We start from the raw sequence: 22,724 nt of genomic DNA, 5'->3' as shown, positions 1-22,724 counted from the left end.
CCGCCCGCCGAACGCGGGCGGTCCCGCGGCCGACACGCCGTCGGGCACCGGCCGCCGAGGGCACTGAGCCACGCATGAGAGAGGGCGCCGACCACGGGTCGGCGCCCTCTCCGCTTCCGTGGGACCTCAGGGGCGGTGTGCCGCGCCCATCACCCGGGTGAAGGTCGCGGGGTCCCCGTCGAAGCCGTGCACTCCGGCTCGGAACTCCCATGCGCCCGTCTCGTCCCGGACGAACTCCGCGACCGTCGCCGCCGTGGCGCCCAGGACGCCGCCGAAGTCCTCGGTGGCCAGGTCGGTGTACCCCTCGCGGATGCGCAGACCGGGGGCGGACACGTCGGCGAACGTCCGGTCCTCGGCGCGCTGCTGTATGGCGACGCCCACCACCACGCGCGCGTACCGGACGTCGAGCCGCTCCAGCTCCAGCATCATGACCTCGTCGAAACCGAAGCCCTTGCCGTCCTTGCTGTCCCGGTTGAGATAGATCGTGCCGTCGGGCGAGCGGCTGTCGAAGTGCACCAGGTAGGCCGGAGCGCCGTACGGATCGTCCGCCGTATAGGTCCCGGCGACGAGGTCCAGGTCGGCGGCCGGCGTCCCCGCCGGACTCGGGTCCCACCGCAGCGCGACCTCGACCTTGCGCATGCCTTTGCTGAGACCGTTCACAGACTCCCCTTCCCAGGTCCCCCGCCCTGCCCGGCCCCCGAACTGCCGGGCGGTGGCGGCCGGTTGTCCATCCTGCCACGCACCAGGACACAGGTGCGGGCAAGCGTTCGTCCGGAGAGCAGCCAGTACCACGTTCCTGGGCCTTACCATGGCGCGGTGCTGGTCAAGTGGATTCGCTGCACCGTGGTGGACCGCCGCGGTTTCGAGCGGGGGCAGCGGAAGTGGGCGGGGCTTCCGGGGGAGCCGGGATTTCGTGGGCAGGGGGGCGGCTGGAGCCGGGAGCGGCCGGACGTGGCGCACGTCTTCGCTTTCTGGGAGAGCCGCGCCTTCTACGACTCCTTCATGGCCCGCTCCCACGACAGGCTGGCCGCGGCCCAGGTGGGCACTTTCAAGGACGCCCAGGTCAGACTCTTCGACCACCGGTTCGACGTGAAGACCGGATTCGAGCCGCGCTTCACCGACGCCGACGTGCTGAGGGTGGCGCTGTGCCGGGTCCACGAGGAGCGGGCCGAGCACTACGTCCTCATGCAGGAGAAGGTCTGGAACCCGGCGATGGCGGGTTCGCCCGGCATGATCCGCGGCCTGTTCGGCGAATCCCCGGGCAACGGCCACAACGAGTACCTCGTCCTGTCCATGTGGCTGTCCGCGGCCGAGCACGGGAAGTACCGCACCGAGCGGCTGGAGCGGCTCGCGCTGCGTGCCCAGACGGAGGCCGACATCGCCGCGCTGACGGGTGACATCGTGCGGCTCGAACCCTCCTGGACCGTCTGAGACCCGGTGCCGCCTGGCCGCCCCCCGCTTCCGCCAGGTGTGGAATCTGTGTGACGTACGCCGTACGGGGCCGTACGAGTCTTGGGTTCCGCCCGTCTCGATCTAGGGTTCTGGCATGGCACGACCACGGCGCATCGTCCTTGTCCGGCACGGCGAGTCGATCGGCAACGCCGATGACACCGTGTACGAGCGCGAACCCGACCACGCGCTGGCCCTCACCGACCGGGGCCGGGCGGAGGCCGAGGAGACCGGCAGGGGGCTGCGCGAGATCTTCGGCCGTGAGCGGATCAGCGTCTACGTCTCCCCCTACCGCCGTACCCACGAGACCCTCCGCGCCTTCCGCCTCGACCCGGACCGCATACGGATACGGGAGGAGCCCCGACTGCGCGAGCAGGACTGGGGCAACTGGCAGGACCGTGACGACGTACGTCTGCAGAAGGCCTACCGGGACGCCTACGGACACTTCTTCTACCGGTTCGCGCAGGGCGAGTCCGGCGCCGACGTGTACGACCGGGTCGGCGGCTTCCTGGAGAGCCTGTTCCGCAGTTTCGAGGATCCCGACCACCCGCCGAACGTGCTGCTGGTGACCCACGGGCTGGCCATGCGGCTGTTCTGCATGAGGTGGTTCCACTGGACGGTCGCCGAGTTCGAGTCGCTGTCCAATCCGGGGAACGCCGAGATGCGCATGCTCGTTCTCGGTGAGGACGGCAAGTACACCCTTGACCGGCCCTTCGAACGCTGGCGAGATCCGGAACCGTACGGGATCACCGGATAGAGTGGCAGGGCGATGACCGCTCAATCTTCTCCCGACGGGCGCCTGGACCGCGCCCTTTCCAGCCTGCGCGGACTGTCGGTCGGGGACGCGCTGGGCTCGCAGTTCTTCGTCCCCGCGAACTATCCGCTGCTGGGACGCCGCGAGCTGCCGCCCGGCACCTGGCAGTGGACGGACGACACGGAGATGGCCTGTTCCGTGGTCTCCGTCCTCGCCGCCCACCACCGCGTCGACCAGGACGCGCTGGCGCTCTCCTTCGCCCGGCATCACGACTTCGACCGGGGGTACGGCCCCGCGGTCAACCGGCTGCTGCGACTGGTCCGGGAGGGCGGCGACTGGCGCGAGCTGGCCGCGGCGCTGTTCAACGGCCAGGGCTCCTGGGGCAACGGCGCCGCCATGCGCATCGCGCCGCTGGGCGCCTGGTACGCGGACGACCCGGAACAGGCGACCCACCAGGCGGAGATCTCCGCCTACCCGACCCACCAGCACCGTGAAGCGGTGGTCGGCGCCATGGCCGTCGCTGCCGCCGCCGCGCTGGCCGCGGATCCGGCCGGCCCGCCCTCCGCTCACGCGCTCCTCGACGGGGTGATCGCACTGGTGCCGAAGAGCGCGGTGGGCGCGGGTCTGCGCCGCGCCCGGGACATGCTCGACTACGGCGACGCGGCCACGGTCGCCGCCGTCCTGGGCTGCGGCCGGCGTACGACCGCGCACGACACGGTCCCCTTCGCGCTCTGGTCCGCGGCACGGGCGCTCGGGGACTACGAGACCGCGTTCTGGACCACCGCCCAGGTCGGCGGAGACGTGGACACGACCTGCGCCATCGTGGGCGGGGTCGTCGCGTCCGGCCGTGCGGGGGCACCGCCGCCCGAGTGGGTGGCACGGGTCGAGGCGCTGCCCGCCTGGATGACGGCGGCGGCCTGACGGAACCGCGCGTCGCGACTCTCCGTGCACTTCGGGAACTCTTCGTGACGGCTCCGGCGTTGTCATGACAGCAGTTGCGCGGGGCATCGGTGCCCGGCGGGCTCGGGAGTCACGAGGGGGTGGGACATGGAGGCGCCGTCGGCGCTCGCCGCGCCGCTGTCCGTCGTCCGGCTTTCCGCCGTACTGCTGTCCGTGCTCCTGCCGGCCCTCGGGCTGTCCGCACTTTCGTACGGGCGGTGGGGCACCGGGGTGGCCGGGTGCCCGCGGGCCGGGCTGCGGCGGGCGGCCGGGCCGTCCGCCGGTGGCTCCCGCCCGTCCCGCGGTTCCGCAGGGTCAGCCCATGCCCGGCCCGGCCGTGCCGGACAGCGCCTCCAGGTCGCTCTTGCGCACCCGGATCACCAGCCACGCCGTGACCAGGGCGAGTACGGCCATGGCGGCAGCGGGGATGAAGGCCGCGCTGATGCCCTGGGCCAGCACCTCGTGCGACCAGGGAGCGGGCAGCTGGTGCGTCCGCGCGAACTCCGCCTTCTGCTCCGGCGACGCGTTGGCGAGGAAGTCCGGCACCTGTGTCTTGGCCTCGTCCCTGCTGGCCGTGCCGAAGACCGTGGTCAGGATGGCCAGACCGATCGAGCCGCCCACCTGCTGCATCGCGTTGAGCAGCCCCGACGCGGCGCCCGCCTCGTGCTGGGCGACCCCGGAGACGGCGGTCAGCGTCAGCGTCACGAAGTTCAGCCCCATACCGAAACCGAAGATCAGCATCGGTCCCAGGATGCCGCCGACGTAGGAGCTGTCGGAGCTGATCAGGGCCTGCCAGCCGAGCCCGATCGCGGCGAGCGTCGAGCCCGCGACCATAAAGGGCTTGGGACCGAAGACGGGCAGGAACCGCTGCGACAGGCCCGCCCCCAGCGCGATCACGACCGTGACCGGCAGGAAGGCCAGACCGGCTTCGATGGGGGTGTAGCCGAGCACGTTCTGGACGAACAGCACGATGTAGAAGAACATGCCGAACATCGCCGCGGCCAGGCACAGCATGATCACGTACGTGCCGGAGCGGTTGCGGTCGGCGAACATCTTCAGCGGTGTGATCGGTTCCTTGGCCCGCTGCTCGATGAAGACGAAGGCCGCCAGCAGGACCGCGGCCGCCGCGAAGGAGCCGATGGTCAGGTTGTCCCGCCAGCCCTTGTCCGCGGCCCGGATGAAGCCGTAGACGAGCGACGCCATGCCTGCCGTGGAAGTCACGGCGCCGGCTATGTCGAAGCGGCCGGAGTGCCGTTCGGACTCGTTGATGTATAGCGGTGCGAGCACGGCGATCAGCAGGCCGATCGGCACGTTCACGAAGAGCACCCAGCGCCAGTCGAGCCACTCGGTGAGCATGCCGCCCGCCAGCAGGCCGATGGCGCCGCCGCCCGCGGAGACGGCGGCGAAGACACCGAAGGCCCGGTTGCGTTCCGGTCCCTCGGGGAAAGTCGTGGTGATCAGGGCCAGCGACGTGGGCGACGCGATGGCACCGCCCATGCCCTGGAGGACGCGCGCCGCCAGCAGCTGCCAGGGCTCCTGGGCGAAGCCGCCGAGCAGCGAGGCGAAGGTGAACAGCAGGATGCCGGTCATGAAGACCCGACGCCTGCCGAGGATGTCACCGGCTCGGCCGCCGAGCAGCAGCAGCCCGCCGAAGGTGAGCGTATACGCGCTGACGACCCAGGTGAGGTCGGTGGTGCTGAACGCGAGCGCGCTCTGGATGTGCGGGAGCGCGATGTTCACAATCGTCGCGTCGAGTACGACCATGAGTTGGCAGGCCGCGATGACGGCGAGTGCGATGCCGGGATGCCCCTCCCGGCGGGCCGCTCCCGGCTTCTGGTCTTTGGACAGAGAAGAGGTTGTCACTATGTGTCCCCCACGATGACTTAGTGAACGCTCGCGTTCACTGTTGCTTCAACGTTAGTGAACCGGAGACAGTGAACGCAACCGTTCACTTATTGAGCCGTCGTGCGTCCGATCCCCCGTTGCGGGCGCGCGATGACCGCCTTATCCCCGAATACCCGTTTTCACCGCTTTTCTGGAGGCCTCCGACATGGTTGCTTCACACTGGGTGGCCGCCTCCGCCCAGACGCCCTCCCGCCGGCGAGGCGCAGTCCTGGAGCGCGCCATCCTCGAAGCCGCGCTTGACCAGCTGGGCACCGTCGGCTGGAACGGCCTGACGATGGAGGGTGTGGCCGCGAGCGCGCAGACCGGCAAGGCGGCCGTCTACCGTCGATGGCCGTCGAAGGAGGACCTCGTCGCGGACGCGCTGCGGTCCGGGCTGCCCGATTTCGACACGCTCCCCGACCTCGGGAGCGTGCGCGAGGACCTGCTCGAGCTGTGCCGCAGGGCGCGCGACGCGATGTACTCCCGGCCCGGTTTCGCGCTGCGTTCGGTGATTCACGAATGCGACACGACGCAGGCCGAGCGTTTCCATGCGGTGATCATCAAGGGCGTGGTGGAGCCGACCCTCGTGATGATCCGCGAGGTCGTCAACCGGGGAATGGCGCGGGGGGAGGTGCGGCATGACGCGGCCAACGGGTACGTCTTCGACGCCATCCCGGCGATGATGATGTATCGCGCGAAGATTTGTGCAAGTGAATGGACGGACCGCGAGCTCGAGGAAATGATCGACCAGCTGATGGTCCCGCTGCTGCGGCCCGACAGCCCCTGAACCGGGCCGCCGAGCAGCCCCGGACGCGTTCGGGGACCGGGGTGTCGCCGAAGGTTCACGGCGGCGTAGGCTAAGGGCGTCATGCCGTACGAACCCCCTACTCACACCGTCGAGCGCTCCCTTCGCGCCACGACCGGAGCGAAGATCATTGCCGGTGTCGACGAGGTGGGGCGCGGTGCGTGGGCCGGTCCGGTCACCGTCTGTGCCGCGATCACCGGTCTGCGCCGGCCCCCGGCCGGCCTGACCGACTCCAAGCTCCTCACCATCAAGCGGCGCACCGAACTCGCGGTCGAGCTGCACACCTGGGTCACGTCCTACGCCCTGGGGCACGCCTCCCCGGAGGAGATCGACGCGCTGGGTATGACCGCCGCGCTGCGACTGGCGGCGGGGCGGGCCCTGGAGGCCCTGCCGGTCCGGCCCGAAGCCGTCATCCTCGACGGCAAGCACGACTACCTCGGGGCGCCTTGGCGGGTCCGTACGGTGATCAAGGGCGATCAGTCCTGCGTCGCCGTCGCGGCGGCCTCGGTGCTCGCCAAGGTTCAGCGCGACAAAATGATGGCCGAACTGGGTGTCGACCATGCAGACTTCGGTTTTGCGGACAACGCCGGGTATCCGTCGCCCGTGCACAAGGCCGCACTGGAGGAGCGGGGCCCCACCCCGCACCACCGCTTGTCGTGGGCGTATCTTGATGCGCTGCCCCAGTGGCGGCACCTCAAGAAGGTCCGCAGTTGGACGGACGGAAGCGTTCCGGCCATGAACGGTCAGCTCGGCTTCGACTTCTGACCGTTGCGCTCGCAGGCAGGTGACACCCGCCGACGCGAGCCGCACCAGTGTTTGATAGATATCAGCTCATGCCTCTCATTCCCGAGGAGCCTCAGATTCACGAGAAGGCCCAGGGTCCCCGCGCCACTCCGGCCAGTGGCCGCACCGCGTCGACCCCCCGCCCCGTACCCGGTCCCCGCCCCGCGGCTCCGCCGCGCCCCGGCCGTCCCGGCCCGGTGCGGCCGGCGCCGCCGGCGCAGCGCGCGCCGCGCGACACCGCCGCGGCCAAGCCCGCACCGGCCGCCAAGCCCGCACCGGCCGCCAAGCCCGCACCGGCCGCCAAGCCCGCACCTGCGGCCGTGCCCGCACCCGCGGGCCCGGCTGTCCCGGCCCCCGCGGCCACCACGCCGGCCGCCCCGCAGATCCAGTTGGTCCCGGCCACGCCCGACGGTGCGCTCGACGCCGCCGAAGAGGCCGTGGACCTGCTGCTGGACTCGGGGCGCACCCCCGGTGACGTGCTGGTGATCACCACCGGTGACCCGCACCCGTGGGCGGCGCATGAACTTTCCTTCGGCGATGCCGCCTACTGGGCGCAGCACGACGCGGGCGACGACGTCTTCTACGCCGACGCTGCCCTCGCCGACCGTGCCGCGTCGCGAGCGGTGGTCGTGGTCGCGCTCAACGGAGGCCCCGAGGCCGCCGCTGTCACCGCCCTGGCCGCGGCCCACTCCCGGGCCGGCGCCCTGCTGATCGTCTGCGGCGACCCGCAGCGGATCAACTCGGTGCTGGGCGCGGGCGTCTGAGCCCTTCCCGTCCACTGTGACGAGGTGCCGGTGCGCCACGGGGTGCCGGCCGCAGAACCGCAGGACTTAGGGATTGCGGGACTGCGGGACTGCGGGACCGCACGGTGGCGGCTCCGGCGCACCCGGTCGCGTCCGACGCGACTCCGGGGCTGCGTACGGGTTCACCCGCGCGCAGGCCGGTTCGCCGACCGGGTGGTGGCCGGTCGTGAGCGGGGCGTGCATCGCCGTTCTGGCCGGCCGTGGGCGGTCGCGCGTCGCGCGTCACCGTTCGGGTCGGCCCTGGGCCCGCCTCGGCACCGTCGCTCGCGCGGGGTTCAGCGGGCCGCCGCGCGGCGCAGCACGTCCGAGGCGACGCCTCCGGTGCGTGGCGGCGGGGGTGGAGCCTCCGCCGTGGCGAAGGGCTCCGGTGCCGACGCCGCGTTGGGCCGGCGCCCGCCGCGGTCCTCGCCGAGCACCTGCCAGCCGTCCCGGGTCAGCGTGATGTACGCGCCGCAGCGCAGTCCGTGCAGTGTGCAGGCGTCCCGCAGCCCCCACATCCACGCACCGTCCTCCTGCGTCCAACGCGCGTCGCCCTCACGGCAGTAGAGCAGCACGGCGGTGCGCACCGGTGTGCGGCGCCGCAGGTCGTGCGGGATGACGCGGCGCAGCTGGGAGAGCAGGGCGTTGCGGAACAGCCATCCGTCGGCGGGGGAGCGTCGGCTGGTGAACGAGGCGCTGGCGCGCAGCCGTTCGTCCGGGTCGAGCACGGCCACGACCGCCGTCGCCGGTTCGGGACGGTGGCGCGCGTGCAGCCCGCTGACGACCTCCCGCGGATTGCGCAGCAGCGGGATGCCGGCGGCGGCCCACTCCGCCGGTTCGAGCATGCGAGTGGCGGAAGCGGCGGACGGTGAAAACGAGGCCGCCGAGGACGGAGCGAATCCGAAGGTCACGTTCCTCCCTTCGGCTACGCGCCCACACTGCGGGCAGGGTCGGATTCGGGGAGCGCGCACCGCAGCGACGCCCTGCCGGAGACTCGGAAGGGCCCTGCGGGGAGCGGACTTCAATTCTTCCTGTCGAACTCAGATGCGGCAACGAGCAATTGGGACCGAGGACCCATATCAGCCGATGTGCGTTCTATATCCCTACCCGGAGTGGTGCCGGACGACGCATGGGACGCGGCGCGCGCTGCGGGCCCCTCCTGATTCGCCGATTGTCGGTGCCATCGGGTTGCATGGGGGGATGGACCACGTGGAACTGCGCACCGAAGCCGACGCCGTCCTCGCCGAGCTGGTCGGCGACCGGGACGGTTCCGCGCGGCTGCGGGAGGATCAGTGGCAGGCCGTCGCGGCCCTGGTGGAGGAGCAGCGGCGCGCTCTCGTGGTGCAGCGCACCGGCTGGGGCAAGTCGGCCGTGTACTTCGTCGCCACCGCTCTGCTGCGCCGGCGTGGCGCGGGGCCCACGGTGATCATCTCGCCGCTGCTGGCGCTGATGCGCAACCAGGTCGAGTCGGCCGCTCGGGCGGGGATCCGGGCGCGCACGATCAACTCGGCCAACCCGGAGGAGTGGGAAACGGTCTACGGCGAGGTCGAGCGGGGCGAGACCGACGTCCTCCTCGTGAGCCCGGAACGCCTCAACTCCGTGGACTTCCGCGACCAGGTGCTGCCGAGGCTCGCGGCCACGACCGGTCTCCTCGTGGTGGACGAGGCGCACTGCATCTCGGACTGGGGCCACGACTTCCGCCCCGACTACCGGCGCCTGCGCACGATGCTGGCCGAGCTGCCGCCCGGGGTGCCCGTGCTGGCCACCACCGCCACCGCCAACGCGCGGGTCACGGCCGACGTGGCGGAGCAGCTGGGCACGGGGGGCGGGGACGCCCTGGTGCTGCGGGGACCGCTCGACCGGGAGAGTCTCCGCCTCGGCGTGCTCGAGCTGCCCGACGCGGCGCACCGGCTGGCGTGGCTGGGGGAGCGGCTCGGGGACCTGCCGGGGTCCGGGATCATCTACACGCTGACGGTGGCGGCCGCCGAGGAGGTGGCGGCGTTCCTGCGGCAGCGCGGCTACCCGGTGGCCTCCTACACAGGGAAGACCGAGAACGCCGACCGGTTGCAGGCCGAGGAGGATCTGCTGGCGAACCGGGTGAAGGCGCTCGTGGCCACGTCGGCCCTCGGCATGGGTTTCGACAAGCCCGATCTCGGCTTCGTCGTGCACCTGGGATCACCCTCGTCCCCGATCGCCTACTACCAGCAGGTGGGGCGTGCGGGTCGTGGTGTGGACCATGCGGACGTCCTGCTGCTGCCGGGGCGGGAGGACGAGGCGATCTGGGCGTACTTCGCCTCGGTGGGCTTCCCGCCGGAGGAGCAGGTGCGGCGCACGCTGGCGGTGCTGGAGGAGGCGGGGCGGCCGATGTCCCTGCCGGCGCTCGAGCCGCTGGTGGACCTCCGCCGTTCGCGGCTGGAGACCATGCTCAAGGTGCTCGACGTGGACGGCGCGGTCAAGCGCGTGAAGGGCGGCTGGACCGCCACGGGCCGGCCGTGGGTGTACGACGCGGAGCGGTACGCGTGGGTGGCCCGGCAGCGGCAGGCGGAGCAGCAGGCCATGCGGGACTACGTGGCCACCACCGGGTGCCGGATGGAGTTCCTGCAACGGCAGCTGGACGACGAGAAGGCCTCCCCGTGCGGACGCTGTGACACCTGCGCCGGGCCCTGGCTGGACCCCGCCGTCTCCGCCGCCTCCCTCGCGGCGGCGACGGGAGAGCTGGACCGCCCGGGCGTGGAGGTCGAGCCGCGCAAGATGTGGCCGACCGGCCTCGCCGCGGTGGGCATGGACCTCAAGGGCCGAATTCCCGCAGGTCAGCAGGCCATGACAGGGCGGGCGCTGGGAAGGCTTTCGGACATCGGCTGGGGCAACCGGCTGCGCCCGTTGCTGGCGGCGCAGGCGGCGGACGGCCCCGTCCCGGACGACGTGCTGGCCGCCGTCGTGACGGTGCTGGCCGACTGGGCCCGCTCACCGGGCGGCTGGGCCGACGGCTCTCCCGGCGCGGTGGCGAGGCCCGTGGGCGTCGTCGCCATGCCCTCCCGCAGCCGCCCCCAGCTGGTCTCCTCGCTCGCCGAGGAGGTGGCGCGGGTCGGCAGGCTCCCGCTGCTGGGCACCCTCGCCCACACCCCGCAGGCCGACGAGTACGCCGCCCACCGCAGCAACTCCGCCCAGCGGCTGCGCGCCCTGGCCGATTCGTTCACCGTGCCCGGCGATCTCTCGGCCGCCCTGGCGGGCACCCCCGGCCCCGTCCTCCTCGTCGACGACTACACCGACTCCGGCTGGACCCTGGCCGTGGGCGCGCGCCTGCTGCGCCGGGCCGGTGCCGCCGAGGTGCTCCCGCTCGTCCTCGCCCTGGCGGGGTAGGGCGAGGGACCACAGGCCGCCGGTTCGGACGGAGCGAGGCCCCGCGGTGATGAGGGAAATGGCATGGCCCTGTCGGCAGTTATCCACAGGGCAAAGCGGAACATGTCGATCCGCGAGATCGTCGAGTCATGACGAACCACAGCGAAACGACTGGATCCTCCGACAACGGTGACATCACGGAAGCCTCGATGTCGTCCCGGGCGGATCACGCCCCGTGCGGTGGCCCCGCGGACGAACACCAGGTCACCCTGCGCACCCCCGCCGAACTCGCCGACGCCTTGCCGTACCTGCTCGGGTACCGCCCCGAGGACAGCATCGTCCTGGCCGCCCTGCGTGAGAAGGACGGGCGGGGTCGTTTCGGCGGGCGCGCACGACTCGGTATCCCGGCCTGCCCGGACGACTGGGCGGGTGCGGCCGGACAACTGGTCCACGGCCTGGTGACCGGAAGCGAGCGGCGAGGGGTGCGCCCCGAGCAGATGGTCGCCTACCTGTGCCAGGAACCGGGTCCGGGCGAGACCGGACGGGACGTGATGGAGCGGCTGCGGCCGCTGGCCCAGAAGCTGCGCGTCGAGTGCGGTGCCCTGGACGTCCCCGTCGTGGAGGCGCTGTGCATCTCGGCCGGGCGCTTCTGGTCGTACTGCTGCGACGAGGAAGCCTGTTGCCCGGCCGGCGGCCTTCCCATGGGGCTGCCGGGTACGTCGGTGCTGGCCGCGGCGGCCACCTACGCCGGTATCCAGGTGCGCGGCTCGCTCAGCGAGCTGCGCGCCAGGCTGCTTCCGTGGGAGGACGGGGCGGTGGTCGAGCAGACGGCCGCCCTCGACGCGTCCGCCACGACGCTGGTCTCCCGCATTCTGGACACAGGCGGCCGGTCCGAGGTCGCCGAAGAGACCCTGGAGACCGCGGAGCGGGTCATGCGGCGCCTCGCCGGGGCCCCACCCGTGTCCGGCGTCCCGGCCGAGGACCTCCGCGACGACCACCTGCTCGGGCACGACGAGGCGGCGGCCCTGATCCTCGGCCTCCAGGACCGTACGACACGGGACCGCGCGGCCGCGTGGATGGAGGGTGACGAGGCGGCGCCCGCGATGCGCCTCTGGCGGGCCCTGGCCCGCCGCTGCGTCGGGCCGTACGGCGAGCACGCGGCCGCACCCCTCACCCTCGCGGGCTGGGTCGCCTGGTCCACCGGTGACGAACTGGAAGCGCGGGAGGCGCTGGCCATGGCCCTCGGCGCGGACCCCGACTACCTCTTCGCCCGGCTCCTGCACCAGGCCTGCAACGAGGGCCTCGACCCCGAGTCGATCCGCCGCTGCCTGCGCGAGGGGCGGGAGGGAGGCGGACGCACCGGAGACGTCACCGCGGACGAGGCCGGACCTAGCGAGGCGCCCACGGACCCGGACTGCGCCGGACCTCAGCCCGCCGAGCCCGCGGCCGCCCTGCCGCCGGGCCGCCGACGCCGTTCCGGCACCCTCGCCCCGGCGGACGGCGCCCGGCGCCGGGCGAGGGCGCAGGCGCACGGACGGGGTGCCGGGACCGCACGTCCCCGCACCCCTTCCCCGGCCGGCCGCTCCGGGGCCGCACGGACCGGCCGGGGCCGCCTCCACGATCCGGGGGTGCCGGCCGCGGGCGGGCAGCGGGAAGTGCGCCCGCGAGGAGGGTGTGCGGGAGAGCACGGGACCGGTGGTGCCAGTGAGGGCTCCTGAGGCGGTCGGTCGTGCGGTGGGGGCGTCTCCGCAGTCGCCACCGTGGGGCACCGGATACGCGTCCGGGTGGGTGGTGCCCCGCCTGGAGGGCTGCTGCCGTCGCACGTGGTGACCGCTCGTGCCGTCTCCGGTGCCGACCCGGCCGGCATCGCGGCTGCCGCTGGAGGCCGGCCTGCCGCCTCCTGGCCACCCGTCGGCCCTCCCGCCGGCGGCCTCACCCGCCGACGCGATGCTGACCTGGGACGAAGCGTCCTCGTGCGGTAGGCCGGGGCAAGTCGTGGACGCCGAGCGGGAGGAAGTGGATCAGTGCCCGAAGCGGCCCGCGAAGGGAGTGTTTATCGTCAGGCAGACGACTAAGATCGCCGCATGCCCTACGACCCGTCAGCCTTTCCGCCCTTCGCCGTCACTGTGGACCTGGTCGTGCTGACCGTGCGCCGCCACTCCCTGTGCGCGCTGGCCGTACGCAGGGGCGAGTCGCCGTTCCAGGGCCGTTGGGCCCTGCCCGGCGGGTTCGTACGGGCCGACGAGGACCTGGCGCAGGCGGCGGCGAGGGAGCTGGCCGAGGAGACCGGGCTGCGCGTCCACGACCCGGCCGCCCCGGCCGAGGACAGCGGCGCACATTTGGAGCAGCTCGCGACCTACGGCGACCCCGGACGCGACCCCCGGATGCGGGTGGTCAGCGTGGCCCACCTCGCGCTCGCCCCCGACCTGCCCGCACCCCGGGCGGGCGGTGACGCCGGCGACGCCCGCTGGGCGCCGGTCGAGGAGCTGCTGGAACAGAGCGGCTACGGCCCCACCGGCGAGGCGGTGGCGCCGCTCGCCTTCGACCACGCCCAGATCCTGGCGGACGGGGTGGAGCGAGCCCGCTCCAAGATCGAGTACTCGTCGCTGGCCACCGCTTTCTGCCCGCCCGAGTTCACCGTCGGTGAGCTGCGCCGCGTCTACGAGGCGGTGTGGAGCGTGGCGCTCGACCCCCGCAACTTCCATCGCAAGGTGACGGGGACGCCGGGCTTCCTCGTGCCCACCGGCGGGACGACCACCCGCCAGGGCGGCCGTCCCGCCCAGCTCTTCCGCGCCGGTGGCGCGACCCTCCTCAACCCCCCGATGCTGCGCCCCGAGGTGTGACGCCGAGGCCGGGCGGATTCCCGGTGCCGGTGGCCTGCGAGGGGTTCATGACGGGGTGCCGCCCCCGCCCCGGCAGGCCGTGCGGTGCCCGGAAAACCGGACATAGCACGCTATCTTGCTTCGGGTGATCCAGGCCTTCGGACTGACCAGCAACCCCCGCAAAGAGCTCCCGCCCGCCGCCGACGACGTGTCGTTCGAGGCGCGCGCGGGCCGCGTCACCGCACTGCTCGGAGCATCGGGCGCCGGCAAGACGACAGTCCTCAGACTCATGCTCGAGCTGCAACGCGGCCGTGGCCTCACCCACTTCAGAGGCCGCCCCCTGCACCGCATCGCCCACCCCTCCCGCGAGGTCGGAGTGCTGCTGGGGGACGTTCCGGGCCACCCGGCGCGTACCGTGCGCGGCCATCTCCGCATGCTGTGCGCGGCCGCCGGCGTCCCCGTGCGCAGAGCCGACGAGGTCCTGGAGTCGGCCGGACTCGCGCACCTGCGCGACGAACGCCTCGGCACTCTCTCCCGGGGCATGGACCGGCGCCTCGGCCTGGCCTGCGCTCTGGTACCCGATCCGCACACCCTGGTCCTCGACGACCCCGCCTGCGCCCTTTCCGTCCCCGACGCACGGCATCTGCACGACGTGCTGCGCGCCCACGCCGCCCAGGGCGGCACGGTCCTGTTCACCACGCCCGACCCCAAGGAGGCCGCGCGCGGCGCCGACCGCGTCGTCACACTGGAGCGGGGCAGAGTCGTCGCCGACCAGGAGGCGGCGGAGTTCTCCCGCACCCGGCTGCGCCCCCGCGTCGCCGTCCGCAGCCCGCACGCGGCCCGCCTCGCCGCTCTGGTGGCCAAGGAGGCCCGCACGGCACGCCGTTCCGTCGAGGTGGTGCGCGAGGGCGGCAACCGGCTCGCGGTGTACGGCAGTACGTGCGCCGACGTCGGGGAGACGGCCTTCCGGCACGGCATCCTGGTGCACCAACTGGCCGACGAGGTGGGCGACATGGGGCCCGGTGCCGATGAGGCCCCGGCAGCCCGGAACCAGGAGCGACGGGAGACGTCCGGCGAACGTGCGCAGGGCTCCCGGACGCCGAGCGGGCCCGGCCCGACGCTCGCAGGCCCCCCGGTGTCTCACGTCGGCACCCCACAGCCGCACCCCGACGTCCGGCCCCTCGGCGCCCCCCGGCAGGTGCCCACCACCCATGAAGATCCCGGTGGCCCCGCGGCCGGGACCGCCCTTCACAGGGCCCCCGGCCCCCGGCACGCCCCGGCCCCCGGCCGTCACCCGCAAGCCTCCGAGTCCGCCGCCCCCGACACGGGCCCGCACCGTACCCCGCGCCCGTTCGGCGTCCTCACGCCCGGCCCCGCGAGGCGACGGAAGCCGGCGGTCACGCTTCCGCCTCCCATCTCGGTCCGTTCCGCCCCCAGCCCCCTGCGGCCGCTGCGCTACGAACTGCGTCGTGCGACGGGCGTGGGCACCGGGTTCGTCGTCGGTGCCCTGGTGCTCCTGGTGTCCGCCGCCACCGCCGTGGTGCTGGCCCGGATCGGACACACCCCGCAGCCGCGGCTCCTCGCCGCCTGGCCCCGGGAGTTCCCGCTGCCGCCCGCGGCGCTGGGCGCCGGGCTGCTCGGCGCGCTCGCCTTCGGCGACGAGTTCCGCCACCCCGCGCTGGCGGCGGACCGCGGCACCGTGCCCCGCCGCATGGGTCTGCTCACCGCCAAACTCCTCGTCTCCGCGGTCGTGGCGCTGCTGCTTGCAGCCCTGACGGTGGGCTGTGACGCTCAAGTGCTGCGCCTGTTCTACGGGCCGGAGTTCTCGGAGGTCCCGGCCGACTGGTCCGCCCTGAGTGCCGGTTGGCTCGGACTCGTCGTGGGATGCGCCTGGTCCGGCGTGCTCGCCGCGGGCATCTTCCGGTCCACCACCGCCGGACTGGCGGCGGTCGTCGCCGTTCCGGTCGTCGTCGTACCGCTCGTACAGAAGGTCTGGGAGGGCCCGTCCGTACGGACGGCCGCCGGCCTCCCGCTGCGCGTGCGCGAGATCCTGCTGACCCAGTGGCCGTTCGGAGGCGAGCGGTACGTGGTGGAGGTGCTGACTCTCGTCTCCCAACCCGTGGGCGGCGCAATGACGTTGTCGCTGACCACCCTGCTCTGCGCGTATCTGCTCATGACCCTGCGCAGCAGGGCCCGATGACCTCTGTCCATGCCCTGACGTTCCGACCGTGCGCGCAACTCCCCGGGGAAAGCCCATTTCTTTCCGATAAGGCGTCAATTGCGACGGGGTGAGCGATCACCCTTTCGTGTGCTTTTCACCAAAGACCTCAAGGGAGTTGGGATCCGCGCCGACAAAGGATGCGTGAGTACCCTTGCGCACACCATGATGACCGCCGCCCGTTCCGCCGACTCCGGCCTCGTGAACCCGGGCGAACTCGACCGCTACCCGTACGCCGAGACGCCTGCCGTCGACCGCGTCGGAGCGCCCTCCTGGGAAGGAGTGGAGCCCGAGCTGGGCCGCGTGGGCCGACGCACCACGGGAAACCGCGGACGCGGGCTGCACGGGCAACTCGTCCAGCAGCTGGGCCAGATGATCGTTTCGGGTGACCTGGGTGCCGACCGCCCGCTGGTGCCCGAGGAGATCGGGCAGCGTTTCGAGGTCTCCCGCACCGTGGTGCGCGAGTCCCTTCGCGTCCTGGAGGCCAAGGGGCTGGTCAGTGCTCGCCCCAACGTCGGCACCCGGGTGCGCCCCGTCAGTGACTGGAACCTGCTGGACCCGGACATCATCGAATGGCGTGCCTTCGGACCGCAGCGCGACGACCAGCGCCGCGAGCTGAACGAGCTGCGCTGGACGATCGAGCCGCTCGCCGCGCGCCTGGCCGCCGGGCACGGTCGCGAGGACGTCCAGCAGCGGCTGTCGGACATGGTCGGGATCATGGGACACGCCATGGGGCAGGGGGACGCGCTCACCTTCTCCCGTGCCGATGCCGAGTTCCACACCCTGCTCATCCAGGTCGCGGGCAACCGGATGCTGGACCATCTCTCCGGGATCGTCTCGGCCGCCCTTCACGTCTCCGGCGGGCCGGTCACCGGCTGTGACCGGCCGAACGACGCGTCGCTCGCCCAGCACGGCAGAATCGTCGACGCCCTCGCCACCGGCGACGGCTCGGCGGCCGAGGCGGCCATGCGCCAGCTTCTGACCGTCCACCCCGAGGTGGAACGCGTGGTGCCCGCCCCGCGCGAGCACTGACCGCTTTCCGCCGCGACGGCGCGGTCCGGGCACGCCAAACCCCTCCTGTGGCAGTGGTCGGCCGCCGTCGTCCTCGTCGGACCCCGCGGACCCGCTGAGGGTTTCGCGGGGTCCGACGGTGTGATGAGAGGCTGAGCCTTCCCACGGTGCCCGGAAGCCATGAGTCGGTGACCTTTTCCATCCATATTTGACCGGTTTTGATCGCTTACGGGGTGTGACTCGGGCCACGCGGATTGGGCGTAACGCTCTTGGGAACAACACGATGACCTAAGAGGTGACAGCCGCGGAGGGAATACAGCCGTCGTTCACGGCGCTGTGCATCTCCCGGCCCGCCCGCACCGTCGGCCCATCCCAAGCCGGTGGTCGGCTCCCGTCCGCCGTGGACGGGGCCGGAAGCCGTTTTTCAACGTTCCGAGAGGTTGTTCGTGTCGGCCAGCACATCCCGTACGCTCCCGCCGGAGATCGCCGAGTCCGTCTCTGTCATGGCGCTCATTGAGCGGGGAAAGGCTGAGGGGCAGATCGCCGGCGATGACGTGCGTCGGGCCTTCGAAGCTGACCAGATTCCGGCCACTCAGTGGAAGAACGTACTGCGCAGCCTCAACCAGATCCTCGAGGAAGAGGGTGTGACGCTGATGGTCAGTGCCGCAGAGCCCAAGCGCACCCGAAAGAGCGTCGCAGCGAAGAGTCCCGCCAAGCGCACCGCCACGAAGACGGTCGCTGCGAAGCCGGTGACCAGCAGGAAGGCGGCCGCCCCCGCCGCCCCGGCGGCGCCCGCCTCCGAGCCCGCCGCCGAGGAAGAGGCTCCCGCCAAGAAGACGGCGGCCAAGAAGACCACCGCCAAGAAGGCGACCGCGAAGAAGGCGACCGCCAAGAAGACGGCGGCCAAGAAGACCACCGCCAAGAAGGAAGACGGCGAGCTCCTCGAGGACGAGGCGACCGAGGAGCCGAAGGCCGCGACGGAGGAGCCCGAGGGCACCGAGAACGCGGGCTTCGTGCTGTCCGACGAGGACGAGGACGACGCTCCGGCGCAGCAGGTCGCCGCGGCCGGCGCCACCGCCGACCCCGTCAAGGACTACCTCAAGCAGATCGGCAAGGTCCCCCTGCTCAACGCCGAGCAGGAGGTCGAACTCGCCAAGCGCATCGAGGCCGGTCTGTTCGCCGAGGACAAGCTGGCGAACTCCGACAAGCTCGCGCCGAAGCTCAAGCGCGAACTGGAGATCATCGCCGAGGACGGCCGCCGCGCCAAGAACCACCTGCTGGAGGCCAACCTCCGCCTGGTGGTCTCCCTGGCCAAGCGCTACACCGGCCGCGGCATGCTCTTCCTGGACCTCATCCAGGAGGGCAACCTCGGTCTGATCCGCGCGGTGGAGAAGTTCGACTACACCAAGGGCTACAAGTTCTCCACGTACGCCACCTGGTGGATCCGCCAGGCGATCACCCGCGCGATGGCCGACCAGGCCCGCACCATCCGTATCCCGGTGCACATGGTCGAGGTCATCAACAAGCTCGCGCGTGTGCAGCGCCAGATGCTCCAGGACCTGGGCCGCGAGCCCACCCCGGAGGAGCTGGCCAAGGAGCTCGACATGACCCCGGAAAAGGTCATCGAGGTCCAGAAGTACGGTCGCGAGCCCATCTCGCTGCACACCCCGCTGGGCGAGGACGGCGACAGCGAGTTCGGTGACCTCATCGAGGACTCCGAGGCGGTCGTCCCGGCCGACGCGGTCAGCTTCACACTCCTGCAGGAGCAGCTGCACTCCGTTCTCGACACCCTGTCCGAGCGCGAGGCGGGCGTCGTCTCCATGCGCTTCGGTCTCACCGACGGTCAGCCGAAGACCCTCGACGAGATCGGCAAGGTGTACGGCGTCACGCGCGAGCGCATCCGCCAGATCGAGTCGAAGACCATGTCGAAGCTGCGCCACCCGTCGCGCTCCCAGGTGCTGCGCGACTACCTCGACTAGGTCGCGGCAGCCCGTAGGGCGACCACGGTACGAGCGACGAGGCCCGGTCCCGCCAGGTGCGGAACCGGGCCTTCGCGCTGGGGCAGCGGGTGCGCGGCACGGCGTACTGGATCACTCTGGGTGTCTCGTGACCACCTGTGAGTGAGGAGCCCGCATGCGTCGTCTCGTTGCCCGGACACTGGCCCGGCCGCTGGTGCTGGCGGCCGCCGCGACCGCGATACCGCTGGGGACCGCCGCCCCCGCCGCCGCCGACAGCATCGTCGTCGGAGGGTTCCCGGTCGAGGTGTCCGACAGTCCGTGGACCGTGGCCCTGTCCAGTCGTGACCGGTTCGGAGGTACCCGGGCGGGGCAGTTCTGCGGGGGCGTGGCCGTCGGCCGGACCACCGTGCTCACGGCGGCCCACTGTCTGGGCGAGGAGGTGCTCGGGTCGCCGCCGGAGGAGGTCGACGACCTGAGGGTCATCGCCGGCCGGACCGATCTGCTCTCGGACCAGGGCCAGGAGATCCCGATCCGCTCCGTCTGGGTCAATCCGGCGCACGACAACAGCAGCAACGCCGGCGACTTCGCGGTGCTCACCCTCTCCGAGGCGCTTCCCGCGGGCTCCGTCCTGGGGATGGCGGCAGAGGGCGACCGGGCGTACACGGCCGACACCGCGGCTCTCGTCTACGGCTGGGGCGACACCTCGGGGGCCGGCGACTACGCGAACGGTCTGCACGCGGCCCGCGTACGGGTGCTGCCCGACGCGTCCTGCGAGCGCGCGTATCCAGGGAGCGACGACGGGCGGTACCTCGCGAGCACCATGCTCTGCGCCGGACAGGAGGCAGGCGGCCGGGACGCCTGTCAGGGGGACAGCGGAGGGCCGCTGGTCGGCGAGGGGAGGCTCATCGGCCTCGTGTCCTGGGGGAGTGGCTGCGGGCGCCCGGGCAGCCCCGGCGTCTACACGCGCGTCTCGTCGGTGCTGCGGACGCTGGGCTGGGACGGCGCTGCCGCACGGCAGCACGGGGGCGGCTGAGGGCCGCTGAGAGCCTGCCGGGCACGAGTACGGGCGGCTGCCTCCGGGATCCGGAGGCGGCCGCCCGCTCATCGGCCTCAGCCGATTCGGCTCGTCGTCGGGCGCGTCGGGTCAGCGCTCTTCCTCGGCGGAAGATGCCGGAACGGCCGTCAGCCGCTCCGTCTCGTCCTGTATCTCAGCGGCGATCTTCTTGAGTTCCGGCTCGAACTTGCGCCCGTGGTGGGCGCAGAAGAGCAGTTCTCCGCCGCTCAGCAGGACGACGCGCAGGTATGCCTGGGCGCCGCAGCGGTCGCAGCGATCGGCGGCCGTCAGCGGGCTTGCGGAAGTCAGAACAGTAGTCACGTCGCCTCTTCTCTAGCTCGACGAGCTGTCGTACCAGGGTCAACATCCAACCAGCCCCAAAACGTTCCCGCTCGTGGCTTTTCCTCGAAAAAACTTTCCGAGGGGCCGGCTGTTGCCGATTGGCGGCGAATGTGCCGTAGTGCGTGTCTCTGTGTCGTACGGGTTCGCGCTGTCGGTCAGTGTCGGTCCGGCCGGCTGGGTTGCCGGTTTGTTCATGAGGACGTGCCCGGAGCCTAAATGGTTCATGCCTCGAAGGGAACGTGATGTGTACTTCACCCCATCGAGGGATCGAACAGGCATGCGACTCTGGACTAGGGTGAGCCGGAGACGAGGGTGGCGTTACAACGGCTCTACCAGGCCTCGGTACCCTCTGACCGGTGAACCGAGCCGCGCCCTTACCCAGCGGGGCCCCATCTGAAATTCAGCGAGGAGCGAACCGCGTGACCGCCGAGACATCCGTGCCGTCCACTGCGCTGCTGGCAGGAGCAGACCGGGACGGATCCAACTACACCGCGCGGCACCTGCTCGTCCTCGAGGGGCTCGAGGCCGTGCGCAAGCGTCCGGGCATGTACATCGGATCCACCGACAGCCGTGGCCTGATGCACTGCCTGTGGGAGATCATCGACAACTCGGTCGACGAGGCCCTGGGTGGTTACTGCGACCACATCGAGGTGATCCTCCACGACGACGCCTCGGTGGAGGTCCGGGACAACGGCCGGGGCATCCCGGTCGACGTCGAGCCCAAGACCGGCCTGTCCGGCGTCGAGGTCGTCATGACCAAGCTGCACGCCGGCGGCAAGTTCGGCGGCGGCGCCTACGCCGCCTCCGGCGGTCTGCACGGCGTCGGCGCCTCCGTGGTGAACGCCCTGTCCGCCCGCCTGGACATCGAGGTCGACCTCGGCGGGCACACCCACGCCATCAGCTTCCGTCGGGGCGTCCCGGGCACCTTCGCGAAGACCGGACCGGACGCCAGGTTCGAGCCCGGCAGCGGACTGCGCAAGGTCAAGAAGGTTCCCAAGAACCGCCGCGGCACGCGCGTGCGGTACTGGGCGGACCGCCAGATCTTCCTCAAGGACGCCAAGCTCTCCCTGGACACGCTGCACCAGCGGGCCCGCCAGACCGCGTTCCTGGTGCCCGGCCTGACGATCGTCGTGCGCGACGAGTTCGGTCTGGGCGACGGGGGGAGCAAGGGCGAGGAGTCGTTCCGCTTCGACGGTGGCATCAGCGAGTTCTGCGAGTTCCTGGCCGGCGACCGGCCGGTCTGCGACGTCCTCCGCTTCAGCGGACAGGGCAGCTTCAAGGAGACGGTCCCGGTCCTGGACGAGGACGGGCAGATGACGCCCAGCGAGGTCACCCGCGACCTCGGTGTGGACGTCGCGCTGCGCTGGGGCACCGGGTACGACACCACCGTCAAGTCGTTCGTCAACATCATCGCCACGCCCAAGGGCGGCACCCACGTCGCCGGCTTCGAGCAGGCCGTCGCCAAGACGATGAACGAGGTGCTGCGCGCCAAGAAGATGCTGCGCGTCGCCGAGGACGACATCGTGAAGGACGACGCCCTGGAAGGGCTGACGGCGGTCGTGACGGTCCGGCTCGCCGAGCCGCAGTTCGAGGGTCAGACCAAGGAGGTCCTCGGCACCTCGGCGGCCCGCCGGATCGTGAACACCGTGATCAGCAGGGAACTGAAGGCGTTCCTGACCTCGACCAAGCGTGACGCGGCCCAGCAGGCCCGGGTGGTCATGGAGAAGGCCGTCGCCGCGGCCCGCACCCGCATCGCCGCCCGCCAGCACAAGGACGCCCAGCGCCGCAAGACGGCCCTGGAGTCCTCCTCACTGCCCGCGAAGCTCGCCGACTGCCGCAGCGACGACGTCGACCGCAGCGAGCTGTTCATCGTCGAGGGCGACTCCGCCCTGGGCACGGCCAAGCTCGCCCGGAACTCCGAGTTCCAGGCGCTGCTGCCGATCCGCGGCAAGATCCTCAACGTCCAGAAGTCGTCCGTGACGGACATGCTGAAGAACGCCGAGTGCGGGGCGATCATCCAGGTCATAGGAGCCGGGTCGGGCCGTACCTTCGACATCGACGCGGCCCGCTACGGCAAGATCATCATGATGACCGACGCCGATGTGGACGGCTCCCACATCCGCACCCTGCTGCTGACCCTGTTCCACCGGTACATGCGGCCCATGGTGGAGGCGGGACGGGTGTTCGCCGCGGTGCCGCCGCTGCACCGCATCGAGCTGATCCAGCCGAAGAAGGGCCAGGACAAGTACGTCTACACGTACTCGGACCGTGAGCTGCGCGACAAGCTCATGGAGTTCCAGAGCAAGAACATCCGGTACAAGGACTCCATCCAGCGCTACAAGGGTCTGGGCGAGATGGACGCCGACCAACTGGCGGAGACCACCATGGACCCGCGTCACCGCACCCTGCGCCGGATCAACCTCACCGATCTGGACTCCGCCGAGCAGGTCTTCGACCTGCTGATGGGCAACGACGTCGCTCCCCGCAAGGAGTTCATCTCCAGCTCCGCGGCCACGCTGGACCGGTCGCGCATCGACGCGTGAGCATGCTCAGCCGTCGGACCGGGCCCGGGAGCGACACCGGG

General features: G+C 71.7%; 18 protein-coding genes. 14 read left to right on the top strand and 4 right to left on the bottom strand.

The window, feature by feature from the left end:
* Positions 1 to 126: 126 nt before the first annotated feature.
* Positions 127 to 660: a TerD family protein gene (locus ACIBCJ_RS24650; RefSeq protein WP_362105066.1), complete on the bottom strand. Its 534-nt coding sequence runs from the start codon at positions 658 to 660 to the stop codon at positions 127 to 129.
* Positions 661 to 816: 156 nt separating this feature from the next.
* Between ACIBCJ_RS24650 and ACIBCJ_RS24645 the strand changes: the two genes are divergently transcribed.
* The 3 genes from ACIBCJ_RS24645 to ACIBCJ_RS24635 all read left to right on the top strand — a co-directional run bounded on the left by ACIBCJ_RS24645 (position 817) and on the right by ACIBCJ_RS24635 (position 3,124).
* The gene (locus tag ACIBCJ_RS24645; RefSeq protein WP_362105063.1) at positions 817 to 1,431 is read left to right on the top strand and encodes a YdbC family protein; all 615 of its coding nucleotides are present in this window, start codon (positions 817 to 819) and stop codon (positions 1,429 to 1,431) included.
* A gap of 115 nt (positions 1,432 to 1,546) precedes the next feature.
* Positions 1,547 to 2,206 carry a histidine phosphatase family protein gene (locus ACIBCJ_RS24640; protein WP_133890124.1) on the top strand — a complete coding sequence of 220 codons (660 nt, stop codon included), beginning with the start codon at positions 1,547 to 1,549 and terminating at the stop codon, positions 2,204 to 2,206.
* Between the two features lie 12 nt (positions 2,207 to 2,218).
* Positions 2,219 to 3,124: an ADP-ribosylglycohydrolase family protein gene (locus tag ACIBCJ_RS24635; RefSeq protein WP_365978441.1), complete on the top strand. Its 906-nt coding sequence runs from the start codon at positions 2,219 to 2,221 to the stop codon at positions 3,122 to 3,124.
* Positions 3,125 to 3,457: 333 nt separating this feature from the next.
* On the opposite strand, the gene ACIBCJ_RS24630 is transcribed toward ACIBCJ_RS24635, so the two are convergent.
* A complete protein-coding gene (locus ACIBCJ_RS24630) occupies positions 3,458 to 5,005 on the bottom strand; it encodes an MFS transporter (protein WP_362513419.1) in 1,548 nt (515 codons plus the stop codon).
* A 187-nt stretch (positions 5,006 to 5,192) separates the two neighbouring features.
* Between ACIBCJ_RS24630 and ACIBCJ_RS24625 the strand changes: the two genes are divergently transcribed.
* From ACIBCJ_RS24625 to ACIBCJ_RS24615, 3 genes are all read left to right on the top strand, one after another.
* Positions 5,193 to 5,813, top strand: a complete 621-nt coding sequence (locus ACIBCJ_RS24625; protein ID WP_362105052.1) for a TetR/AcrR family transcriptional regulator — start codon at positions 5,193 to 5,195, stop codon at positions 5,811 to 5,813.
* Between the two features lie 81 nt (positions 5,814 to 5,894).
* A complete protein-coding gene (locus ACIBCJ_RS24620; RefSeq protein WP_362513417.1) occupies positions 5,895 to 6,596 on the top strand; it encodes a ribonuclease HII in 702 nt (233 codons plus the stop codon).
* A gap of 68 nt (positions 6,597 to 6,664) precedes the next feature.
* Positions 6,665 to 7,378 carry a hypothetical protein gene (locus ACIBCJ_RS24615; protein ID WP_365978440.1) on the top strand — a complete coding sequence of 238 codons (714 nt, stop codon included), beginning with the start codon at positions 6,665 to 6,667 and terminating at the stop codon, positions 7,376 to 7,378.
* Between the two features lie 314 nt (positions 7,379 to 7,692).
* On the opposite strand, the gene ACIBCJ_RS24610 is transcribed toward ACIBCJ_RS24615, so the two are convergent.
* A complete protein-coding gene (locus ACIBCJ_RS24610; RefSeq protein ID WP_362101374.1) occupies positions 7,693 to 8,307 on the bottom strand; it encodes a hypothetical protein in 615 nt (204 codons plus the stop codon).
* Between the two features lie 289 nt (positions 8,308 to 8,596).
* Here ACIBCJ_RS24610 and ACIBCJ_RS24605 point away from each other — a divergent pair, with 289 nt between their 5' ends.
* The 7 genes from ACIBCJ_RS24605 to ACIBCJ_RS24575 all read left to right on the top strand — a co-directional run bounded on the left by ACIBCJ_RS24605 (position 8,597) and on the right by ACIBCJ_RS24575 (position 19,777).
* Positions 8,597 to 10,756, top strand: coding sequence for a RecQ family ATP-dependent DNA helicase (locus ACIBCJ_RS24605; protein WP_365978439.1), 2,160 nt, complete (start codon positions 8,597 to 8,599; stop codon positions 10,754 to 10,756).
* A 128-nt stretch (positions 10,757 to 10,884) separates the two neighbouring features.
* Positions 10,885 to 12,453, top strand: coding sequence for a DUF4192 domain-containing protein (locus ACIBCJ_RS24600; RefSeq protein WP_365978438.1), 1,569 nt, complete (start codon positions 10,885 to 10,887; stop codon positions 12,451 to 12,453).
* A gap of 366 nt (positions 12,454 to 12,819) precedes the next feature.
* Positions 12,820 to 13,578 (top strand): NUDIX hydrolase, encoded by a 759-nt coding sequence (locus ACIBCJ_RS24595; RefSeq protein WP_362101367.1) that lies wholly within the window; start codon positions 12,820 to 12,822, stop codon positions 13,576 to 13,578.
* Between the two features lie 124 nt (positions 13,579 to 13,702).
* The gene (locus ACIBCJ_RS24590; protein WP_365978437.1) at positions 13,703 to 15,757 is read left to right on the top strand and encodes an ATP-binding cassette domain-containing protein; all 2,055 of its coding nucleotides are present in this window, start codon (positions 13,703 to 13,705) and stop codon (positions 15,755 to 15,757) included.
* Between the two features lie 162 nt (positions 15,758 to 15,919).
* Complete coding sequence (gene whiH, locus ACIBCJ_RS24585) at positions 15,920 to 16,807, top strand: sporulation transcriptional regulator WhiH (protein ID WP_362101361.1); 888 nt, start codon at positions 15,920 to 15,922, stop codon at positions 16,805 to 16,807.
* A 425-nt stretch (positions 16,808 to 17,232) separates the two neighbouring features.
* On the top strand, positions 17,233 to 18,765 hold the full coding sequence (locus ACIBCJ_RS24580; RefSeq protein ID WP_365978436.1) for an RNA polymerase sigma factor: 1,533 nt from the start codon (positions 17,233 to 17,235) through the stop codon (positions 18,763 to 18,765).
* Positions 18,766 to 18,919: 154 nt separating this feature from the next.
* Complete coding sequence (locus tag ACIBCJ_RS24575; protein ID WP_365978435.1) at positions 18,920 to 19,777, top strand: serine protease; 858 nt, start codon at positions 18,920 to 18,922, stop codon at positions 19,775 to 19,777.
* A gap of 111 nt (positions 19,778 to 19,888) precedes the next feature.
* On the opposite strand, the gene ACIBCJ_RS24570 is transcribed toward ACIBCJ_RS24575, so the two are convergent.
* Positions 19,889 to 20,119 carry a hypothetical protein gene (locus ACIBCJ_RS24570; RefSeq protein ID WP_007445070.1) on the bottom strand — a complete coding sequence of 77 codons (231 nt, stop codon included), beginning with the start codon at positions 20,117 to 20,119 and terminating at the stop codon, positions 19,889 to 19,891.
* Between the two features lie 440 nt (positions 20,120 to 20,559).
* Between ACIBCJ_RS24570 and ACIBCJ_RS24565 the strand changes: the two genes are divergently transcribed.
* Entirely contained in the window at positions 20,560 to 22,683 is a 2,124-nt protein-coding gene (locus ACIBCJ_RS24565; protein WP_362101352.1) for a DNA topoisomerase IV subunit B, read from the top strand.
* Positions 22,684 to 22,724: the final 41 nt, after the last annotated feature.

The organism is Streptomyces sp. NPDC051136 (assembly GCF_044455745.1).
Classification (GTDB): Bacteria; Actinomycetota; Actinomycetes; order Streptomycetales; family Streptomycetaceae; genus Streptomyces.
The sequence above is the reverse complement of the archived record's forward strand: the minus strand, read 5'-3'. Positions and strand labels throughout refer to the sequence as shown.